The sequence below is a fragment of the Nocardioides mesophilus genome, from assembly GCF_014395785.1.
In the GTDB taxonomy this organism is placed as follows: domain Bacteria; phylum Actinomycetota; class Actinomycetes; order Propionibacteriales; family Nocardioidaceae; genus Nocardioides_B; species Nocardioides_B mesophilus.
Genome location: NZ_CP060713.1, coordinates 1798168 through 1817608, shown reverse-complemented (window position 1 = coordinate 1817608; position 19441 = coordinate 1798168). Strand labels below are relative to the sequence as shown.

The following is a 19441-nucleotide window of genomic DNA, read 5'->3' as shown; positions in this document are numbered from 1 at the left end:
TGAGCATCCGATCCGTCCGGACTGAGTACTACGACTCTCCTCGGGAAGAGTCCGGAGCCGCCACGCTGGACCCATGAGCACACAGAGCACGACACGCGCGGTCGTCACGGCCCTGATCGAGGCCGGGCTGCTGGACCCAAGCCGGGCGGGCGAGGCCGACCCGGTGGTCGCCGGCGCACTCGAGCACGGCACCGAGGTCGCCGTCCCGTTGCGACGGCGGATGGCGGAGATCGCCGGCTACGTCGGTGGCGCCTTCGTGGTGGGCGCCGCCGTCCTCTTCCTCGGCACCACCTGGACCGACCTGTCGCTCGGCCAGCAGGTCGGGCTGCTGCTGGTGACCGCGCTGGTGCTGGTCGCCGCCGGTTTCGTGGTGGTCGGCACCGCCGGCGGCGCCCGGGCGTTGCGGCAGCCCGAGGAGGCGGTCCGCAACAGGCTCACCTCGGTGCTGCTGACCGCGGCCGCCGGCTGCCTGTCCTTCGCGGTCGGTCTGTGGCTGCTCGACGTGATGAGCAACGAGGAACTCGCCGTCATGCTCGCGGCCCTCGCCGGGCTGGCGGCGGCGCTGCTCGGCTACCTGGTCGCCCCGACCACCGTCGGCCAGCTCGGCTCGGCGGCGGCGGCCTTCGCCGCGATCCCGTCCGGGCTGGGGGCGCTCTCCAGCGGCGGGCTGGGTGAGGCGTGGTTCGGCGTGCTGGTCCTCGCACTCGGGGTGCTGTGGCTGCTGGCCGCCGAGCGCGGCTGGTGGCGCGAGCTGCTCTCGGCGCGGATCATCGGCTGCGGCCTGGCCTTCTTCGGCGCGCAGCTCCCGCTCGGTGCCGTCGAGCCCTGGGGTGCCTACGTGCTCACGGCCGCGGTCGGGGTGGCCGCGTTCGCGGCGTACCTGCGGACCCGGGCCTGGCCCTACCTGGCCACCGGCGTGGTCGCGGTGACCGTCGCGGTCCCCGAGGCGCTCAGCGACTGGACCAGCGGCTCGCTCGGTGCCGCCGGCATCCTGCTGGTCACCGGGGTGACGCTGCTCGTCGCCGCGCTGCTCGGACTCCGGCTGCGCCAGGAGGCGCACGAGCAGCACCGGAACGGCCCGCACCACCACGCGATGACCTGAGCGAGAGGTCCGGGGAGCTGACCAGACGACAGGAGGGGCGGCCCTGGGGGCCGCCCCTCCTGCTGCTGCGGTGTTGCTGGGTGTTGCTGGGTGCTCAGGACACCTTGGTGATGCGTCCCTCGGCCGGCGGCTGGTAGGCGCCGGTGCCCGAGGTCAGCTCACGGGCCAGCGCGTCGATGTCCAGCCCGCCGATGAACTTGTTCGCGCCCTGGCCGAGGGTGGCGAAGCCGTCGCCACCGTCGGTGAGGAACGAGTTGGCCACCACCCGGTAGGTCTTGGTCTTGTCGAGGAGCTCGGTGACGTTGCCGTCGCCGTTCTCGTCGATCAGCACGTCACCGACGAGGGCGTCGGCGTCCTTGGTCTCGGCGAGCGCGGCGCTGTAGGAGTACTGGAGGCCGGAGACCTGGAGGATCTTCGCGTTCTTGGCCAGCGTGCCCTCGTTGAGGCCGTTCCACTGCTGGTTGAGCACGTCGAGGATCTGCTGGCCGGTGAGGTCGACCGAGGTGACGTAGTTGTTGAACGGCTGGACCGCGAAGGCCGCGCCGTAGGTGACGTCTCCCTGGTCGTTCTCCACCAGGTTGGTGCGGATGCCGCCCGGGTTCATGAAGGCGACGACCGGGGTGGCGCCCCCGCTGGGGATGGCGCTCGGGTCGTGCTTCTGGCTGTCCGCGATCAGGTTGCCGAGCGGGTAGTCGGTGCCGTCGTTGACCTTGGCCAGCGTGTTCACCGCGTCCGCCGGAGCGATCTTGCCGAGCACCTTGGACTCGATCGGCCGCACGAGCTCCTTGTAGCGGGCGATCAGCCGGGTGATCGCGGCGTTGGCGACCGTGGTGTCGGGGTTGATGTTCTCGTGCACCTGCGGGTCGACGGCCTCGGCCGGGTCGTAGGCCTGCGGGTTGGTGACGATGTGGTTGGTGGCGCGGACCGCGGAGCGGACCACCTCGCCGTTGCGACGCTTGATCTGCAGGTTGATCTCGGTGACCACCCGGCCGGTGGAGAAGGCGCTGGTGATCATGCGCTGGCGACCGTGCGGGTCGCGCACCGTGCAGATGTAGGGCTGGTGGGTGTGCCCGGAGACGACCAGGTCGATCTCCGGGTCCAGGTTCTTCGCGATCTCCAGACCCGGGCCCTCGGCGCCCTCGCAGCCGTTCACGTTGGCGGTCGAGGACGGGGTGACGCCCTCGTGCAGCAGCACCACCATGGCCTGGACGCCCTGCTTGCGCAGGACCGGGACCAGCTTGTTGACGGTGGCCACCTCGTCGGTGAACTCCAGCCCGGCGACGCCGGACTTCGTCACAATGTTCGGGGTGTTCTGCAGGGTCATGCCGATGAAGCCGACCTTCTCGCCGTTGACCTTCTTCACCCAGTACGGCGGCAGGATCGTCTTGTTGGTCGAGGAGTCCTTCACGTTGGCCGCGAGGTACTGGAAGTCCGCGCCCTCGAACGGGTTCGCCGGGTCCGGGCAGGAGTTCTGGTTGTTCGCGCCGTCACCGTCGGCCAGGCAGCCGCCGTTCTGCATCCGCAGCAGCTCCTGCGAGCCCTCGTCGAACTCGTGGTTGCCCACCGAGGTCACCTGCAGGCCCATCAGGTTCATCGCCTGGATGGTCGGCTCGTCGTGGAACGCCGCCGAGAGCAGCGGGGTGGCGCCGATCAGGTCACCGGCAGCGACGGTGATCGGCTGGGCCCCGCGGTCCTTCGAGGCCGCGCGCCACTCCTTCAGGTGGGTGGCGAGGTACTCCGCGCCACCGGCCACGGTCGAGCCGACCCGCCCGCCCGAGCTCTTCTGCGGGTCGACGGCCTCGAGCTGGCCGTGGAAGTCATTGAGCGCGTAGAGGTCGACCTTCACGCGCCACTTGCCGTGCTGGACCGCGGCGGGGGCGGCGGCGCGGGCGGCCGAGTGGTCGTCGGCGAGGGCGCCCTGGGTGAGGGCGAGGGGACCGGCGAGGAGGCCGATTCCCGCTGCGGCCGCCACGACGGTGAGGCGGCGCGATCGTGCAGTGGCTGACAAGGGTGTGTCCCTTCGGTGGGAGGCGTGCGAGCCGGGGCGGTGACCCGGTGGCTCGGCGATCCTGATGGGTTCTCGTGGAGCGGAGGAGGCCTGACCGGGCACGCGACGCGAACGGCAGGTGAACCCACCTGCGTCCATCCCGAGGGACCCCCATGCGACATGCGGACCTTAACCCAGATCGTCCGGGATGAGGAGGGTTCGGCGCGCTGGCGACGGGACGGCCGCGGCCCCCCGACCGGCGGTCGGTGCGGGTGCCTAGGCTGACCCCCATGACCAGCCCCCGCCTCGGTTCCCTGGTGTCCGTCCCCTGGCAGGACCGGCCGGACCTCCTCGCGCCTCCCGTCGCGGCCGCCCTCGGCGCCTGGCCGGACGCCGCCCGGCAGGTCGGCGTGGTCGAGATCGATCCGGGGCTCGCGGACACCGCGGCGATGACCGAGGCGTACGACGTACCGCTGGCCGCGAGCGCCAACTGCGTCCTGGTCTCCGGCCGCCGTGCCGGCGAGGAGCGCATCGCCGCCTGCGTGGTCCGGGCGGACACCCGCGCCGACGTCAACTCGGTCGTCAAGCGGCTGCTCGACGTCCGCAAGGCGTCGTTCCACCCGATGGAGCGGGCCGTGGAGGAGTCGTCGATGGAGTACGGCGGCATCACGCCGGTCGGGCTGCCCGGCGGCTGGCGGCTGCTCGTCGACGCGGCGGTCGCCTGCATCGACGTGGCGATCATCGGCAGCGGGGTGCGCCGCTCCAAGCTGCTGCTCCCCGGCGCCGCGCTGGCCCGGCTGCCCGGCGCCGAGGTCGTGGAGGGCCTGGCCGGCTGAGGCCGTGCGTGCAGCCAGGCCGAACGCCCCTGACCGGGCCGGGCCGCTCCCGCTCGGATGGAGGGGACCCGATCCAGGGGGTGACCCGATGACTGTGCCCGGCGCCGGCCCGCGCGCGTCCGCGTCCCGGCGTAGGTCGGTGCGGCACCTCGCGGCCGGCCTCGCCGGGATGCTCGGCGTGCTCTACCTGGTGCTCATGTTCCTGGTGAAGGACGCCGAGTCGGTGCCGGGCGCCACCGATTCCAACACCTACGGCGGGTACCTGTTCCTGGCGGTGGCCTACCTGGTGGGCGCGGCGCTGCTGGCGACGCTCGACCGGCGGCTCGTCTGGGTGGTGGGCGCGGCGGTCCAGGTGCTCGTCCTGGGGTTCTTCGTGCTGTTCGGCGTGGGGGTGTTCGGGCCGGGGGTCTTCGAGTACGACGCCCTGGACGACCTGTCGATCCAGTGGTGGGCCGCAGCTGCCACGGCCGGTGAGCTGGTCCTCCTCGGGCTGCTCGGCCACCTGCTCCTGGCGCCCCCGCCGCAGCAGTGACCCTGACCCCGTCCACCGCCGGATGCTGGCCCTCGGCGTGCCGGCGTGGTGGAGTGGGGACATGACCAGCCACCAGAGCGACAGCGGGACCAACGCCGAGACCATGACCGGCGGACGCACGGACGAGGTGGTCGACCTCTTCGAGCTCGCCGAGCGCCTGGTCGCCGAGCTCGCCGAGCACGCCGCGGGCCGCACCGCGCGCACGGTGGTGAGCGGCAGCTCGCTCCGGACGGTGGTGATCGCGCTCAAGGAGGGCACCGAGCTCGCGGAGCACGACGCGCCGACCGCCGGCACGTTGTACTGCCTCAGCGGCCGGGTCTCGCTGGACAGCGGGGACCGCAGCCAGGAGCTCGGTCCCGGCCAGCTGCTGCCGATCCCGTCGGTGCGGCACTCCGTCCGGGCGCACGCCGACTCGGCCGTGCTACTGACCGTCGCCCTCCGCTGACCCCAGGCGGGCGCCGACCCGGGGCCACAGCGCGACCGTGCCCGCGCTGACCGCGGCCGCCAGCACCGCTCCCCAGGTCAGGTCGATCACCACCAGCGAAGCCGGGAAGCCGTCCAGCACCGCCAGGTTGGTGAGGTCCCAGGTGGCATAGGTGACCAGGCCGAAGAACGCGCCGTCGCGCGCGGCCCGGCCCACCGAACGCCGGGCGGCGGCGGGAGCGATCACGAAGTGCACGAGGCCGGCGACGAACAGCGCGTAGAAGGCCACGGCCGCCAGGACGTTCGGCTGCTCGGCGAGCAGGTCCCCGAGCAGCCGGTCGTAGAGGTCCGAGGCGATCGCGGTGAGCCAGATCAGGTCGAGTACCAGGAACAGCACCACCGCGACGACGTACTGGCCCAGGGCCCTGCGCAGCTGCATGCCCGCGACGATATCCGGCGCCCCCAGGCGCACCGGCCGATCGGGCGGGGACGCCGACCCTCGCGAGCCGGTCAGCCGGCGTGCATCTCCCAGACCAGCACCTCGGCCGGGGTGCCCGGGGCCTCCTGGTCCGGGTCCGCGAGACCGGTGAGCAGCCGGGTGCCCGCGCCGGTCAGCCGCACCGCGTCCCCCTCGCCGAGCTCGCCGGCGCCCTCGAGCAGCACCCGGCCGCGGGCCACGAAGACGTGCAGGTACGGCGCGTCGGGCAGCGTCACCGCGACGCCGGCGGCCGGCCGGGCGAGGTGCAGGGCGGCCGCCGCGGCGATCGGCAGCACCGCGTCCCGGCGCCGCCCGGCACCGGCACCGGTCAGGCCGGAGGCGAGCAGCACCAGGTCACCGGAGGGCACGTCGGCCGCGGCGTACGCCGGCGGCAGGCCGCTCTCGCGGGGCGGACCCACATCTGCACGAACCGGACCTCGCTGCCGGTGGCCGCGTCGTTCCACTCCGTGTGCTCGATGCCGGACCCGGCGCTCAGCCGCTGCAGGGTGCCGGGTGCGACCAGGCCGCCGGTCCCCTGCGAGTCCTCGTGGCGCAGCGCCCCCGACAGCACCCAGGTGAGGATCTCCAGGTCCTGGTGCGGGTGCCGCGGGTAGCCGTGCCCGGGCCGCACCCGGTCGTCGTTGTGCGCGACCAGCAGCGCGTGAGCGGTGTTCCCGGGGTCGTAGTGCCGGCCGAAGCTGAACGAGTGCCGGGTCCGGATCCCGGGCGCCACGGTCTCGAAGCGCTCCCCGGCCCGTCGGACCTGCAGCCGCTGCGGTCCCTCCGTGGCGGGACGCCCACCCACGCTGCTCATGGGGCCATGCTGCCGCACCCGGACACCCCGGACACGTGCGCACCCGGGCAGGTCAGCCGCGGCGCTGCAGCGTCACCGCGAGCGAGCCGGTGTTGTCGCGGTGGTCGAGGTCGAGCAGCCCCAGCCGCAGCGGCCCGGACCGCGGCACGACGTAGGAGACGACGTACCGGTGCTCGGCCGAGCAGCCGCCGCCCGAGCCCTGGGCGTGCCACCCGACCGGACGCCCGTCCACCCACAGCTCGAGCGGGTCCTGGCCGAGGGCGAGTCGCGGGTCGGTGCGCTGCCAGGTCCCGTCCACCTTGACGCAGGTGGCGTCGGCCGGGGTGCCGTGCGAGCGGACCGTGCCGCCGACCACGATCCGGAGCCGCTCACCGTGCCGGAACCGCGACGTGGAGAGGGTCCCGTGCACCCGGGTCGGTGCCACCGTGACGTGCTCGCGTCGCTGGGTCCACGCGGCGGTGCGCCGCGGGCGCTCCCGCTCCGGTCCCGGCGGGGTGGTCAGCGGGCTGAGCCGCTGCACCCGCACGGTCAGCGCGCCGGTGTTGTCGGCGCGGCTCAGCGGGTCCCAGACCGCGAGCCGGAGCCGGCCGGTGCGGGTCGGGGTGTACGTCGTCGTGAACGCGTGCGCCGCGCAGCCCTCGCCGCCCGACCGGCCGGCGAACGCCAGCCCGTCGAGGAACAGGTTGCCGTGGTCGGCGTCGGGAAAGCGGGCGTCGAGCGAGGCCTGCCGGAACCACGAGCCGTCCACCGCCACACACTGCGCGTCGGCGGTGACCCCGCCGCCCAGGGCGGTGGTGCCGGTGACGCTGACCCGGTAGCGGGCCCCGGCCCGCAGCTCCTGGGCGGTGAGCACCGCGGCGGTGGAGGCGGGCACGCTGACGGTCTCGGCGAGCAGCCCGTAACCGCGGGGTGCCTGCGCCGGGGCGGTCGGTTGCGGGTGCAGCGGCGGGTACGCCGGCAGCGCCGCCCGCACGTCGGTGCGCGGGCGGGACACCGCGAGCACGAGGCGCCCCTGCGGCTCGGCCCGGCGCCGGTTGACCACCTGCACGCGCAACGGCCCGGTCCGGTCGGGGGTCAGGGTCGTCGAGTAGACGTGGCCGGCGCCGCTGCAGGAGTCGGCGAACACCGGGCGCCCGCCGACCTCGAGGTTCAGGCTGCCCAGCCGGGCCGAGCGCGCCGGCCGCGGCAGCCAGGCCTGCCGCGTCCGCGACCAGGCGCAGCTGGCGTCGGCCACCTCGTGCCGGCTGCCGTAGCGGAACAGCCCCGCCGCGGTGACCTTGTAGCTGCGGCCCGCCTCGAGCTCGAAGCGGGTGGTCAGGGCCGTGCCGTCGGCCGGCACCCGGACCCGGGCGTAGGGGCGCTCGTCCAGGTCCAGGAGGCGGGAGGCGGGCTCCGGGGCCGGCGGGGGAGTCGGCTCCGGGGTCGGTTCGGGCGTCGGTTCGGGGGTCGGCTCCGGCGTGGGCGTGGGGGTCTTGGGGTCGTCTCGGTGGTACCAGCTGGTGGCGCCGCGGCCGCCGGCCCGGGACAGCGAGATGTGCACGTGGTTGCGGTGCCGCAGCGTCACCGAGCAGGACGCCTTGGTGGCGCAACCGGAGCTCAGGTAGGGCTGCGGCTCGAACTGCCGGTAGGAGGCGTAGATCCGGTCGTTCCAGATCAGGTACATGATCCCCATCCGCCGGGCCTTGGCGGCAGGGTTGCCCTTGCCGTCGGTGGCGAGGATGCGCTTGAGGAAGTCGGCCACGTAGGCCCGGTCCCGGGCCGAGCGGTGGTCGACCGCCCAGTCGAAGGCGCGGCCCTCCTTGTGCTCGGAGACGCCCGAGGCCGCGCAGCCGCGGGAGATCCCCAGGGAGCCGGAGCCGGGGTAGCTCTTCTGCAGCCAGGCGGCCAGCTCGAGGGTGCCGGGCTTGTCGGTCGGGCTGCACCGGGACTGCGGGTCGTAGTCGGCGTACGGCTCCGGCGGCTCCTGCGCCGCGGCGGCCGCCGGCACGAGCACCAGCAGCGCCGCGAGCAGCGCGGCCCAGCCGGTCCTCACCCGATGGGTCGGATGCGGAGCGGCGGCACGGGTCGGGTGCGGACGGGCGGCGGTGGCGAGCGGCATGGAGTCCCCGGTGTCGGCAGCGGGGGCCCCGTCGATCCGGACGGGGATCCTCGCTGGTGGCGCGGTCGGTGCGGTTGTTCCATCGGTCCCGGCTCCGGCGGACTTGAGGCCGGAGTGAAAAATGAGGAGCCTGAACGGTATGTCGCGCTTGACATCCTTGTCCGAACTTCCCACAAACCACCCGCCGAGTCGGCGCATCTGCAGCGCCATGCCCTGCCGAGTCGGCGCGTCCGCAGCGCGATCACCCGCCGAGTCGGCGCGTCTGCAGCGCGGCCGATGACCACGGGGATGACAGGCTTCGGACAGGCGGCTCGTACGGCGTGCCGTCCCGTGCCACCCAGAAGGAGAGACCGGTCGATGAGGAAGAGCCTGCCGCTCGTGCTCGGCGCGCTGATGTTGGTGGTCGGTGGGGTGTGGACGTTCCAGGGCCTCGGCTACCTCGGCGGCAGCCCGATGACCGGGGTGGAGATCTGGGCCGTCATCGGCCCGCTGGTCGCCGGCCTGGGCGTGGCGCTGATGATCGTCGGCCTGAAGAACCGCCGGACCCGCTAGGCCGGGCCCGCACGAGCCGGACCGGCCGGGCCGGACCCGCTCGCCCCGACCCGCACCAGCCTGCCGCTCAGAGCGCCGCGGCCAGCCGGGTGCCCTGCTCGATCGCGCGCTTCGCATCGAGCTCGGCGGCCACGTCGGCGCCTCCGATCAGGTGTGCGCTGAGACCGGCGGCCAGCAGGTCGTCGTACAGCGCCCGCACCGGCTCCTGGCCGGCACACACCACGACGTGGTCGACCTCGAGCACGCGCGGCCCGTCCTCGCCGAGCAGGTGCAGCCCCTGGTCGTCGACGCGGACGTAGCTGACGCCCGGCAGCAGGTGCACCCCGGAGTCCTTGAGCACCGCCCGGTGCGCCCAGCCCGAGGTCTTGCCCAGCCCCTTGCCGATCGAGGTGCTCTTGCGCTGCAGCAGGTAGACCTCGCGCGGCGAGACCCGTGGCTTCTTCTGCCGCAGCCCGCCGCGGTCCACCGCCGGATCCCCGACGCCCCAGTGGGCGAACCAGTCGTCGCGGGTCTCCTCGGGGTCGTGGGTGAGCAGGTGGCTGACGTCCACGCCGATGCCGCCGGCCCCCATCACCGCGACCCGCGGGCCGACCGGGACCCGGCCGGTGATCGCGTCGGGGTAGGAGACCACCTTCGGGTGCTCGATGCCGTCGAGGTCGGGCATCCGCGGCGTCACCCCGGTGGCCACCACCACCTCGTCGTACCCGCGGAGGGCCTCGACGCCGGCGCGGGTGGACAGGCGTACGTCGACGCCGAGCACCTCCATGCGCCGGCGGTAGTAGCGCAGCGTCTCGGCGAACTCCTCCTTGCCGGGGATCCGCATCGCCAGCCGGAACTGGCCGCCGATCTCCGCGTCCGCCTCGAACAGCGTCACCCGGTGGCCCCGCTCGGCGGCGGAGACCGCCGCGGAGAGCCCGGCCGGGCCGGCGCCGACCACCGCGATCGCCTTGGCCGCGCGGGTCGGGGCGAGCACCAGCGTGGTCTCCCGGCCGGCGCGAGGGTTGACCAGGCAGGAGGCCGGCTTGTTCGCGAACGTGTGGTCCAGGCAGGCTTGGTTGCAGGCGATGCAGGTGTTGATCTCGTCGGCCCGGCCCTGCGCGGCCTTGGCGACGAACTCGGGGTCGGCCAGCATCGGCCGGGCCAGGCTGACCAGGTCGGCCTGGCCGTCGGCGAGGATCTGCTCGGCCACCTCGGGGGTGTTGATCCGGTTCGAGGCGCACACCGGGATGCCCAGCTCGGGCCGCAGCCGGGCGGTCGTCCAGGACCACGCGGCCCGCGGCACCTGGGTGAGGATCGTCGGGATCCGGGCCTCGTGCCAGCCGATGCCGGTGTTGATCACCGAGGCGCCGGCCGCCTCGAGCGCCTGGGCCAGCGCGACGGTCTCGTCCCAGGTCTGCCCGTCCGGGATCAGGTCGAGCAGCGAGAGCCGGAACATGATCAGGAAGTCCTCGCCGAGCGCCTCGCGGGTGCGCCGGACGATCTCGACCGGGAACCGCATCCGGTTCTCGGCGCTGCCGCCCCAACGGTCGGTGCGCCGGTTGGTGTGCGGCGCCAGGAACTGGTTGATCAGGTAGCCCTCGGAGCCCATGATCTCGATGCCGTCGTAGCCCGCCCGCCGGGCCAGCCGGGCGGCGTCGACGTAGTCGCCGATGGTCCGCTCGACGCCGCGGCTGCTCAGCGCGTGCGCCTTGTACGGCGTGATCGGGCTCTGCGTCGCGGAGGCGCTGACGTTGAGCGGGGTGTAGCCGTAGCGCCCGGCGTGCAGGATCTGCAGCGCGATCGCACCGCCCTCGGCGTGCACGGCGTCGGTGACCTGGTGATGGCGGTCGGCCTGCCGGCGGCGGGTCATCATCGAGCCGAACGGCAGCAGCCAGCCGCGCACGTTCGGGGCGTAGCCGCCGGTCACGATCAGGCCGACGCCGCCGCGGGCCCGCTCGGCGAGGTACGCCGCCAGCTCGGGCAGGTGCTTGGCGCGGTCCTCGAGGCCGGTGTGCATCGACCCCATCACCACCCGGTTGCGCAGGGTGAGACCGCCGGTCCCCCCGGCTCGGCTGGTCCCGGCCAGGGTGATCGGCGCCAGCAGGTGCGGGTAGGGCGTCGTGTCGGTGGTGCTCATGTGGTGCTCCGGTCGGATCGGGGGCCGGGGATGCGGCGGCGGGCAGGTCTGTCGTGGGGAGCGCGGTCGGGGGCAGGGCGGTCGTGGTGGCGGGTGCGGCCGTAGGCGTCGAGGACCTCGCTGAGCCACTCGACCCAGAACTGCTCGAGGCGGATCCCGCCGCGCAGCACGAGGTGCACGTCGCGCTGCTGGTCATCGAGGGGGCCCGGGTCGGCGAAGTCCCGGCGGGCGAGGTGCTGGTAGTGCGCGAGCCGGACAGCGTGCTCCGCGAGGTGGGCCTCGACCTGGTCCAGGACGGCGTCCCGGTCGCCGTACGACGCCGCGCGGAGCCGGACCGCGAGGTCGCTGCGGAACGCCTCGGGAGGGGCCGGCTCGGCCAGCCACCGTTGCAGCTCGGCCCGGCCGGCCGCGGTGACGACGTACTCCTTCTTGTCCCGGCGACCCGCCTGGGAGACCTGGGCGGAGCTGACCCAGCCGTCGGCCTCCATCCGCGCCAGTGTCCGGTAGATCTGCTGGTGCGTGGCATTCCAGAAGAAGCCGATCGAGCGGTCGAAGCGACGGGTCAGGTCCAGGCCGGCGGCCGGGTGCTCGCTGAGCGAGACCAGGATCGCGTGCTCGAGGGCCATGCGGACGACTCTGCCGGGTGGGGACCGCTTGTGCAACTAGTTGCACAAGTGACCTGGACCACCTGCTTTTTGGCTGGCGGGTCTTGCCATGCATACCCCCCAGGGGTATATTGGCACGCATGAGTGAGACACATGAGCAGCACGGGCACGAGTCCACGCACGGAGATGCCGGACACGCCATGGACACCCGCGGGACAGACCACGGAGCCGACCACGGAGCCGACCACGGGGCCGGCCACGGGGCGGACTCGAGCTGGAGTACGGCGGTCAGCGCGACGTTGCACTGCCTGACCGGCTGTGCGATCGGCGAGGTGCTGGGCATGGTGCTGGCCACCTGGTGGGGCTGGAGCACAGGGCCGAGCGTCGCGCTCGCGATCGTGCTGGCCTTCTTCTTCGGCTACTCGCTGACCATCTCGCCGGTGCTCCGGGCCGGCGTGCCGTTCGCCGCCGCCGTCAAGGTCGCGCTGGCCGCCGACACCGTGTCGATCGCGGTCATGGAGATCGTCGACAACGGGGTCATGGTCGGCGTGCCCGGTGCGCTCAACGCCGGGCTCGGCAACTGGATCTTCTGGGCGTCGCTGGTCTTCTCGCTGGCGGTCGCCTTCGTGGTCACCGTGCCGGTGAACCGCTGGATGATCGGCCGCGGCCTCGGGCACGCCGTGGTGCACGAGTACCACCACTGACGGGTCGGCCGGGTCCCGCCGGCACGGGTCCGCGGCGCCAGGCCTCAGACGGTGACCCACTGCCGGCCGCCGCGGACCTCGGCGACCGGACCGGACACTGCCTCGCCCAGCAGGGTGGACAGCGCGAAGTCGGCGGCCAGCCGGTCGAAGACCCCGAGCCGGCCGAGCATGGCGTGCTTGCCGCCGTCGACGCTGATGTAGCCGACCTCGGCCGAGCGGGCCAGCGCCCGGGCCACCACCGCGGAGTTCTCGGACTTGGCGATCCGGTCCTCGGTGCCGTGCACGATCAGCACCTGCTTGTCGCGCAGGCTCACCCGCCCGTCGGTGGCGTAGACCCACGGGTTCAGCGCGACGACGCTGCGGACCTCTGGTCGGCTCCCCGCCAGCAGCGCGGCCCGGCCGCCGAGGGAGTGGCCGACCAGGCAGGTCGGCAACGACGTGCCGAAACGCTCGCGAAGCTGGTCCAGCGCCCAGCCGACGTCGTCGACGGGCGTGTGCGCGGTGTCCCAGCCGCGGGTGGAGTTGAGCAGCCGGAAGACCGCGAGACGGTTCCCTCCGGCGTGCGCGATCCGGGCCGCGATCGGGATCATCCGCAGCACCGAGAGCTGGGTGGGGCTGACCCGCACGTCGCCGCGCCGGCTGGCGCCGCCGTGCAGCACGAGCACGGCGGCCTCGGGAGCGTCCGGCACCCGGGTCGGGACCAGCTTGGCGTGAACGGTCATCGATCAGGCGGCGTACGGCGGGTCTTCGGTGTCACGACGCACCAGGAACCGTTCCGGACCGCCCGCCGCGCGCGCCCCGGACTGCAGCCATGCCTCGAGCGCGCCGGCGTCGCGGACCTCCATCTCGTCGAGGTACTCCTGGCGCAGCGAGACCACCGACTCCTTCTCCTCCGGCGACGCGGCGTCGAGCAGCGCCCCGAAGGAGCGTCGCCAGGCGGCGCACAGCTCCACGTCGGTCAGCGACGCCGCCGGCCGGGCCCGCAGCTCGGCCAGGCACGGCGGGACGACCGTGCCGCGCTGCGCGGGGATCGTGTCGCCCCGACCGCGCCGGACCGGTCCGTGGCCACCGAGTCGCAGCTTCCAGAAGTGCAGGGACGGCGGGGTGCTGAACGCGGCCAGCATGGCGACGCCGAACAGCAGGCCCAGCGAGATCGTGCCCAGGGAGCCGAAGGTGACGGCGGCGAGGGCGGTGCCGAGAGCGGCGCGGGCGACCGAGTAGCGCGGCGGTGAGCCGACACCGGCGGCTCCGGCGACGTTGCCCACAGCCGTCGCGTTCGCGGGCTCCGCGGTCGAGGCCCCGGGGATCGGGCCGAGCTGCTGCGGGTCCTGTCGCTGCAGCAGCACCACGATGGCGCCGCAGAGGGCTCCGACCAGCGCGGTGCCGACCACGGTCGCGGGGTGCCACATCACGAAGGCGGCGCAGGTGCTGAGGATCCCGACGACCAACCAGACCCGTCGCCACACCGACCACGCCTCGTCCATGCGCTCCATCCCTCGCCCTCCCGCTCGGAGTGAGGAATACCCAGACCGGACGCGCTTCATGCGCTTTCGCACGAAGCGTCAGGTCTGGTCTATCGCACCTGTCGCGAGCAGCGCGTCGACGTCCGCGACCCCCCAGGCGGTGAGCGCGGCCCGGGTGTCGGCGCCCGGCCGGCTGGGCCCTGAGGTCAGCGTGGCCCCGGTCCGGGAGAACCGTGGCGCCGGCGCCGGCTGCAGCAGCCCGCCGCGCTCGACGTAGGTCTCCCGGGCGGCCAGGTGCGGGTGCCGGGCGGCCTCCGTCATCGGCAGGACCGGCGTGACGCAGGCGTCGGAGCCGTCGAACACCTCGGCCCACTCGGCCTGGGTGCGCTCCGCGAAGCGCGCCCTCAGCCGCTCGCGCAGGGCGGCCCAGGCGGACAGGTCGTCGCGGTCGGGTACGGCGTCGCCGAGGTCGAGCAGCCGCAGCATCTCGGCGTAGAACTGAGGCTCGAGCGGGGCCACCGAGAGGTGCTCGCCGTCGGAGGTCTCGTAGACGTCGTAGAACGGGGCGCCGCCGTCGAGCAGCCCGGCTGCCCGGCGTTCGCGTGCCATCCCGCCGGCCAGCATCGAAGCCGACATCGCCGACAGGTGCGCGGTCCCGTCCACGATCGCGGCGTCCACCACCTGGCCGAGCCCGCTGCTGCGGGACTCCAGCAGCGCGGCGAGGATCCCGATGACGAGGTACGTCGAGCCGCCGCCGAAGTCGCCGAGGAGGTTGGTCGGGAACTGGGGCCGGTCGGCGGTCTGGCCGAGGCCGTGCAGCGCGCCGGACACCCCGATGTAGTTGAGGTCGTGGCCGGCCGTGGTCGCCCAGGGACCGTCCTGGCCCCAGCCGGTTATCCGGGCGTAGACCAGGGCCGGGTTGCGCCCCAGGCAGGCCTCCGGGCCGAGGCCGAGCCGCTCGGTCACCCCCGGCCGGAGGCCCTCCATCAGCACGTCGGCGCCGGCGACCAGGTCGAGCAGCGTCGCCACCGCGGCCGGGTGCTTGAGGTCCATCGCGACGCTGGGCCGGCCCCGGGTGAGCAGGTCGGTCTCGCGGGGGCCGGGGCTCATCGCGCCGCCGGGGCGCTCGACCCGCAGCACGTCGGCGCCGAGGTCGGCGAGCAGCATCGCGGCGTGCGGGCCGGGACCGATCCCGGCCAGCTCGACCACCCGGACGCCGCGCAGCGGGCCGGTCCCGCGCCCCAGCTCGACCGGCCCGGCGGCAGGCGCGGTGGCGGGCCCGGTGGCCGGCTGGGGGGTCCGCTCGGGCGTCGGTGGGGTCATCGTCGGCTCCTCGGCTCAACGGGTGCGGCGCGCGACGGTCTCGCGCTTGGTCTCGTTGACTGCGGACTCGTAGGCGGTGACCAGGGCGGCGACCGTCACCGGCTTGAACCGCTCCACGGCTTCCCGGACCTGCTCGGGCGAGGCCTGGCTCTCGACGTACGCCGGCCACACCCGGGTGCGGAACAGCTCGGTGAGCTCCTCGGCGACGGCGCGGCCGTGGGCGGTGAAGATATCCTGGGCGGCGAGCGCGACGTCGTGCGGCATCCCGAGGTCGAGCATGCTGACCCCGACCGAGAGGTGCGCGACCGCCACCTGGAACTTGCCCTGCTTGGTGGGGAAGACGATCCCGAGCGCGTTCAAGGTGTCCAGCTCGTCCTCGCCGAGCTTGCGGCCGGCCCGGCGCTCGAGGTCGCGGCGGGAGAGGGTCTCCGGCAGCTCGGCCATCCACGGCGCGAGCAGCGTCCGGTGCAGCGCGATCGTCTCGGGCGTGGCGTCGGCCGGGATCCGGGCGACGTACTTCTCGACCGCGGCCAGCGTGAAGCCGTGCGCCTGCAGCTCGCGGACCAGCTCGAGGCGGGCGACGTGGTCGGCGGAGTAGTAGCCCGACCGGCCGCGCCGGATCGGCGCCGGCAGCAGCCCCCGGGTCGTGTAGAACCGGATATTGCGGACGCTGACCCCGGTGCTCCGGCTGAGCTCGTCGAGGGTGCTCAGCTCGGGCTCGGGCCCGGCCGGGTGCGCTTCCACGCTCATGCGGCCTCACAGCTCGGTGTCGGGAGACCCAGATCACAGGGTCACGGCGGTTGACGACGCTAACAGCATGAGTGTCACAATCGAAGACCAGACCCCGGTTCCGAGAAGTCAGGACGCGCCATGGCCGAGACGCCGCAGGCATTTGTGTACGACGCCCTCCGCACGCCGCGCGGCCGGGGGAAGAAGACCGGGTCGCTCTACGAGGTCAAGCCGGTCGACCTGGTGGTGCAGCTCCTCGACGCGGTCCAGGAGCGCAACCCCGGCTTCGACCCGGGCCGGGTCGACGACGTGGTGCTCGGCGTGGTCACCCCGATCGGCGACCAGGGCGGCGACATCGCCAAGACCGCGGCGCTCGCCGCCGGCTACCCGGAGACCGTGGCCGGGGTGCAGCTCAACCGGTTCTGTGCCTCCGGTCTGGAGGCGGTGAACCAGGCCGCGGCCCGGGTCCGCTCCGGCTTCGAGGACCTGATCCTCGCCGGGGGCGTCGAGTCGATGTCGCGGGTGCCGATGGGCTCCGACGGCGGCGCCTGGGCGATGGACCCGCGCACCGCCGACACCACCTCCTTCGTGCCGCAGGGGATCGGCGCGGACCTGATCGCCACCCTCGAGGGCTGGTCGCGCCCGGAGGTCGACGCGTTCGCCGCCGAGTCGCAGGCCCGGGCCGCCAAGGCGCAGGCCAACGGCCACTTCGACCGGGCGCTGGTGCCGGTCCGCGACCTGAACGGGCTCACCGTCCTGGACCGGGACGAGTTCATCCGCCCGGGCACCACCGTGGAGAGCCTGGCCGGCCTGCCGCCGTCGTTCGCCGCGATCGGGGACCAGGGCGGCTTCGACGCGGTGGCGCTGGAGAAGTACCACTGGGTGGAGCGGATCGACCACGTCCACCACGCCGGCAACTCCTCGGGGATCGTCGACGGAGCCGCGCTCGTCGCGATCGGCAACGAGCAGGTCGGCCGCGACCTCGGGCTCACCCCGCGGGCCCGGATCCTGGCCACGGCGGTCTCCGGCGCGGACCCGACGATCATGCTGACCGGCCCGGCGCCGGCCTCCCGCAAGGCGCTGGCGAAGGCCGGCCTCTCGGTCGAGGACATCGACCTGTGGGAGATGAACGAGGCGTTCGCCGCGGTCGCGATGCGGTTCATGAAGGACATGGGGATCTCCCACGACGTCGTGAACGTCAACGGCGGCGCGATCGCGATGGGCCACCCGCTCGGCGCGACCGGCGCGATGATCCTCGGCACGCTGGTCGACGAGCTCGAGCGCCGCGACCAGCGCTACGGCCTGGCCACGCTCTGCGTCGGCGGCGGGATGGGCATCGCCACCGTCGTCGAACGGCTCTGACTCCGCCGCCCCGGCGCCGGCCGGTCGCACCCGGTTCCGGCCACCTCCCGCGGACCGCCGTACCGCTTCGTCCCTGACCCCCACTCGACTCCCACAGCGAGGACCCGCAGCCCCATGAGCCAGACCACCGAGCAGACCGCAGTGCGCTACCAGAAGGACGACGACGGCATCGTCGTGCTCACCCTGGACGACCCGACCGCCAGCGCGAACACCATGAACCGGCTCTACCTGGAGTCGATGGGGGCGGCCGTGGACCGGCTGGAGGCCGAGCGTGACGAGATCGCCGGCGTGGTGGTGACCAGCGGCAAGAAGACCTTCTTCGCCGGCGGCGACCTCAACGGCATGGTGAAGGCCGGACCGGAGGACGCCGCGGACGTGTTCGCGATGGTCGAGGAGGTCAAGGCGCAGCTGCGCCGGCTGGAGCGGCTCGGCAAGCCCGTGGTGGCCGCGGTGAACGGCACCGCGCTCGGCGGCGGGCTCGAGATCGCGCTGGCCTGCCACCGCCGGATCGTCGTCGACGACCCGAAGATCCAGCTCGGGCTGCCCGAGGTCACCCTCGGCCTGCTGCCCGGCGGCGGCGGGGTGACCCGCACGGTGCGGATGCTCGGCCTCAGCTCCGCGCTGATGGACGTGCTGCTGCTCGGGCCGCGCATGAAGCCGGCGCAGGCGAAGGAGAAGGGGCTCGTCGACGCGCTGGTGGCCTCCCCGGACGAGCTGCTGCCGGCCGCCAAGGGCTGGATCCAGGCCAACCGCGACGACGCGGACGCGGCCGTGCAGCCGTGGGACCGGCCGGGCTACAGGGTGCCCGGCGGCACCCCGTCCACCCCGAAGCTGGCCGCGTTCCTGCCGGCGTTCCCCGCGAACCTGCGCAAGCAGCTCAAGGGCGCGGACTACCCGGCGCCCAAGGCGATCCTGGCGACCGCCGTCGAGGGCGCCCAGGTCGACTTCGACACCGCCTCCCGGATCGAGTCGCGCTACCTGACCAGCCTGATCACCGGGCAGAACTCCAAGAACATGATCCAGGCGTTCTTCTTCGACCTGCAGGCGATCAACGCCGGGTCGCTGCGCCCGCAGGGGTTCGAGACGTTCCGGCCCACCAGGGTCGCGGTGCTCGGCGCCGGGATGATGGGCGCGGGCATCGCCTACGCCTGCGCCCGCAGCGGCCTCGACGTGGTGCTCAAGGACGTCAGCACCGAGAACGCCGAGAAGGGCAAGGGCTACTCCGAGAAGATCCTCGGCAAGGCGGTCTCGCGCGGCAAGATGTCCGAGGCGGCGGCCCGGGAGGTGCTCGACCGGATCACCCCGACCGGGGAGATGGCGGACCTGGCCGGCTGCGACCTGGTCATCGAGGCGGTCTTCGAGGACCCCGCGCTCAAGGCCAAGGTGTACGCCGAGGTGCAGGACGTCGTGGCACCGGACGCGCTGCTGTGCTCGAACACCAGCACGCTGCCGATCACCGGTCTCGCCGGGTCGGTGGACCGGCCGGCGGACTTCGTCGGCCTGCACTTCTTCTCCCCGGTCGACAAGATGCCGCTGGTGGAGATCATCCGCGGCGAGCAGACCTCCGACGCCACCATCGCGCGCGCCGTCGACGTCGTGCAGGCGATCCGCAAGACCCCGATCGTCGTCAACGACAGCCGCGGCTTCTACACCTCACGGGTGATCGGCACCTTCGTCAACGAGGGGCTGGCGATGCTCGCCGAGGGCGTGCACCCGGTGACCATCGAGCGGGCCGCCACCTCGGCCGGCTACCCGGTCGGCACCCTGCAGCTCTCCGACGAGCTGAACCTCGAGCTGATGGCCAAGATCCGCAAGGCCACCGCGGACGCCCTCGCCGCCGACGGCCGCGAGCTGCCGGCGCACGCCGCGGACGCGGTGGTGACCACGATGATCGAGGCGGGCCGGCCGGGGCGGCTGCGCGGCGCCGGCTTCTACGACTACGACGAGGACGGCAAGCGGCTCGGCCTCTGGAAGGGGCTGGCCGATACCTTCCCAGTGGCCGACCGGGCCCCGCAGTTCGACGACCTGGTCGACCTGCGCGACCGGTTCCTGTTCATCGAGGCGGTCGAGACCGCGCGCTGCTTCGAGGAGGGCGTCATCGACTCGGCGGCCGCCGCGAACATCGGCTCGATCATGGGGATCGGCTACCCGGCGCTGACCGGCGGCGCGGCGCAGTTCATCCAGGGCTACCCCGGCGGGCCGGCCGGGTTCGTCGCCCGGGCGCGGGAGCTCGCGGCGACGTACGGCGACCGGTTCGCCCCGCCGCCGTACCTCGTCGACCTGGCGGAGTCCGGCGGCCGCTTCCCGGCCTGAGCCG

The 19441-nt window shown here is 73.6% G+C and carries 19 protein-coding genes; 8 read left to right on the top strand and 11 right to left on the bottom strand.

Annotation, left to right across the window (positions count from 1 at the left end; all coding sequences use genetic code 11):
- Positions 1 to 73 precede the first annotated feature (73 nt).
- Positions 74 to 1102: a hypothetical protein gene (locus H9L09_RS08595; RefSeq protein ID WP_187580210.1), complete on the top strand. Its 1029-nt coding sequence runs from the start codon at positions 74 to 76 to the stop codon at positions 1100 to 1102.
- A 94-nt stretch (positions 1103 to 1196) separates the two neighbouring features.
- On the opposite strand, the gene H9L09_RS08590 is transcribed toward H9L09_RS08595, so the two are convergent.
- The gene (locus tag H9L09_RS08590) at positions 1197 to 3110 is read right to left on the bottom strand and encodes a bifunctional metallophosphatase/5'-nucleotidase (protein ID WP_187580209.1); all 1914 of its coding nucleotides are present in this window, start codon (positions 3108 to 3110) and stop codon (positions 1197 to 1199) included.
- 269 nt (positions 3111 to 3379) lie between these two features.
- On the opposite strand from H9L09_RS08590, the gene H9L09_RS08585 reads away from it, so the two are divergent.
- The 3 genes from H9L09_RS08585 (at position 3380) to H9L09_RS08575 (ending at position 4902) form a co-directional block, all read left to right on the top strand.
- Entirely contained in the window at positions 3380 to 3925 is a 546-nt protein-coding gene (locus H9L09_RS08585) for a YbaK/EbsC family protein (RefSeq protein ID WP_187580208.1), read from the top strand.
- 88 nt (positions 3926 to 4013) lie between these two features.
- Complete coding sequence (locus H9L09_RS08580; RefSeq protein WP_187580207.1) at positions 4014 to 4457, top strand: hypothetical protein; 444 nt, start codon at positions 4014 to 4016, stop codon at positions 4455 to 4457.
- Positions 4458 to 4518: 61 nt separating this feature from the next.
- Positions 4519 to 4902: a cupin domain-containing protein gene (locus H9L09_RS08575; protein ID WP_223164266.1), complete on the top strand. Its 384-nt coding sequence runs from the start codon at positions 4519 to 4521 to the stop codon at positions 4900 to 4902.
- Here the strand turns inward: H9L09_RS08575 and H9L09_RS08570 are convergent.
- The 4 genes from H9L09_RS08570 to H9L09_RS08560 form a co-directional block, all read right to left on the bottom strand.
- Positions 4879 to 5319, bottom strand: a complete 441-nt coding sequence (locus tag H9L09_RS08570) for a DUF2177 family protein (protein ID WP_187580206.1) — start codon at positions 5317 to 5319, stop codon at positions 4879 to 4881. The genes H9L09_RS08575 and H9L09_RS08570 overlap by 24 nt on opposite strands.
- Before the next feature lie 71 nt (positions 5320 to 5390).
- Entirely contained in the window at positions 5391 to 5726 is a 336-nt protein-coding gene (locus H9L09_RS22000; protein ID WP_246456368.1) for a hypothetical protein, read from the bottom strand.
- Positions 5687 to 6172: a pirin family protein gene (locus H9L09_RS21995; protein WP_246456367.1), complete on the bottom strand. Its 486-nt coding sequence runs from the start codon at positions 6170 to 6172 to the stop codon at positions 5687 to 5689. Before H9L09_RS21995 ends, H9L09_RS22000 begins: the two co-directional genes overlap by 40 nt.
- A 52-nt stretch (positions 6173 to 6224) precedes the next feature.
- Positions 6225 to 8204, bottom strand: coding sequence for a VldE C-terminal domain-containing protein (locus tag H9L09_RS08560; RefSeq protein ID WP_187580205.1), 1980 nt, complete (start codon positions 8202 to 8204; stop codon positions 6225 to 6227).
- A 423-nt stretch (positions 8205 to 8627) separates the two neighbouring features.
- Here H9L09_RS08560 and H9L09_RS08555 point away from each other — a divergent pair, with 423 nt between their 5' ends.
- Positions 8628 to 8822, top strand: coding sequence for a hypothetical protein (locus H9L09_RS08555; protein ID WP_187580204.1), 195 nt, complete (start codon positions 8628 to 8630; stop codon positions 8820 to 8822).
- Positions 8823 to 8889: 67 nt separating this feature from the next.
- On the opposite strand, the gene H9L09_RS08550 is transcribed toward H9L09_RS08555, so the two are convergent.
- Entirely contained in the window at positions 8890 to 10938 is a 2049-nt protein-coding gene (locus H9L09_RS08550) for an NADPH-dependent 2,4-dienoyl-CoA reductase (RefSeq protein WP_187580203.1), read from the bottom strand.
- The gene (locus H9L09_RS08545) at positions 10935 to 11564 is read right to left on the bottom strand and encodes a PadR family transcriptional regulator (protein ID WP_187580202.1); all 630 of its coding nucleotides are present in this window, start codon (positions 11562 to 11564) and stop codon (positions 10935 to 10937) included. Before H9L09_RS08545 ends, H9L09_RS08550 begins: the two co-directional genes overlap by 4 nt.
- 119 nt (positions 11565 to 11683) lie before the next feature.
- Between H9L09_RS08545 and H9L09_RS08540 the strand changes: the two genes are divergently transcribed.
- Positions 11684 to 12247: a DUF4396 domain-containing protein gene (locus H9L09_RS08540; RefSeq protein ID WP_187580201.1), complete on the top strand. Its 564-nt coding sequence runs from the start codon at positions 11684 to 11686 to the stop codon at positions 12245 to 12247.
- 44 nt (positions 12248 to 12291) lie between these two features.
- Here H9L09_RS08540 and H9L09_RS08535 read toward each other — a convergent pair whose 3' ends face one another.
- The 4 genes from H9L09_RS08535 to H9L09_RS08520 all read right to left on the bottom strand — a co-directional run bounded on the left by H9L09_RS08535 (position 12292) and on the right by H9L09_RS08520 (position 15783).
- Complete coding sequence (locus H9L09_RS08535; RefSeq protein WP_187580200.1) at positions 12292 to 12969, bottom strand: alpha/beta hydrolase; 678 nt, start codon at positions 12967 to 12969, stop codon at positions 12292 to 12294.
- 3 nt (positions 12970 to 12972) lie between these two features.
- Positions 12973 to 13731, bottom strand: a complete 759-nt coding sequence (locus H9L09_RS08530; RefSeq protein WP_187580199.1) for a hypothetical protein — start codon at positions 13729 to 13731, stop codon at positions 12973 to 12975.
- Positions 13732 to 13809: 78 nt separating this feature from the next.
- Positions 13810 to 15033: a CaiB/BaiF CoA transferase family protein gene (locus H9L09_RS08525; RefSeq protein ID WP_281390842.1), complete on the bottom strand. Its 1224-nt coding sequence runs from the start codon at positions 15031 to 15033 to the stop codon at positions 13810 to 13812.
- 15 nt (positions 15034 to 15048) lie between these two features.
- The gene (locus H9L09_RS08520) at positions 15049 to 15783 is read right to left on the bottom strand and encodes a MerR family transcriptional regulator (protein ID WP_187580198.1); all 735 of its coding nucleotides are present in this window, start codon (positions 15781 to 15783) and stop codon (positions 15049 to 15051) included.
- A gap of 120 nt (positions 15784 to 15903) precedes the next feature.
- On the opposite strand from H9L09_RS08520, the gene H9L09_RS08515 reads away from it, so the two are divergent.
- Positions 15904 to 17124 carry an acetyl-CoA C-acetyltransferase gene (locus H9L09_RS08515; RefSeq protein WP_187580197.1) on the top strand — a complete coding sequence of 407 codons (1221 nt, stop codon included), beginning with the start codon at positions 15904 to 15906 and terminating at the stop codon, positions 17122 to 17124.
- Between the two features lie 114 nt (positions 17125 to 17238).
- Positions 17239 to 19437 (top strand): 3-hydroxyacyl-CoA dehydrogenase NAD-binding domain-containing protein, encoded by a 2199-nt coding sequence (locus H9L09_RS08510; protein WP_187580196.1) that lies wholly within the window; start codon positions 17239 to 17241, stop codon positions 19435 to 19437.
- Positions 19438 to 19441: the final 4 nt, after the last annotated feature.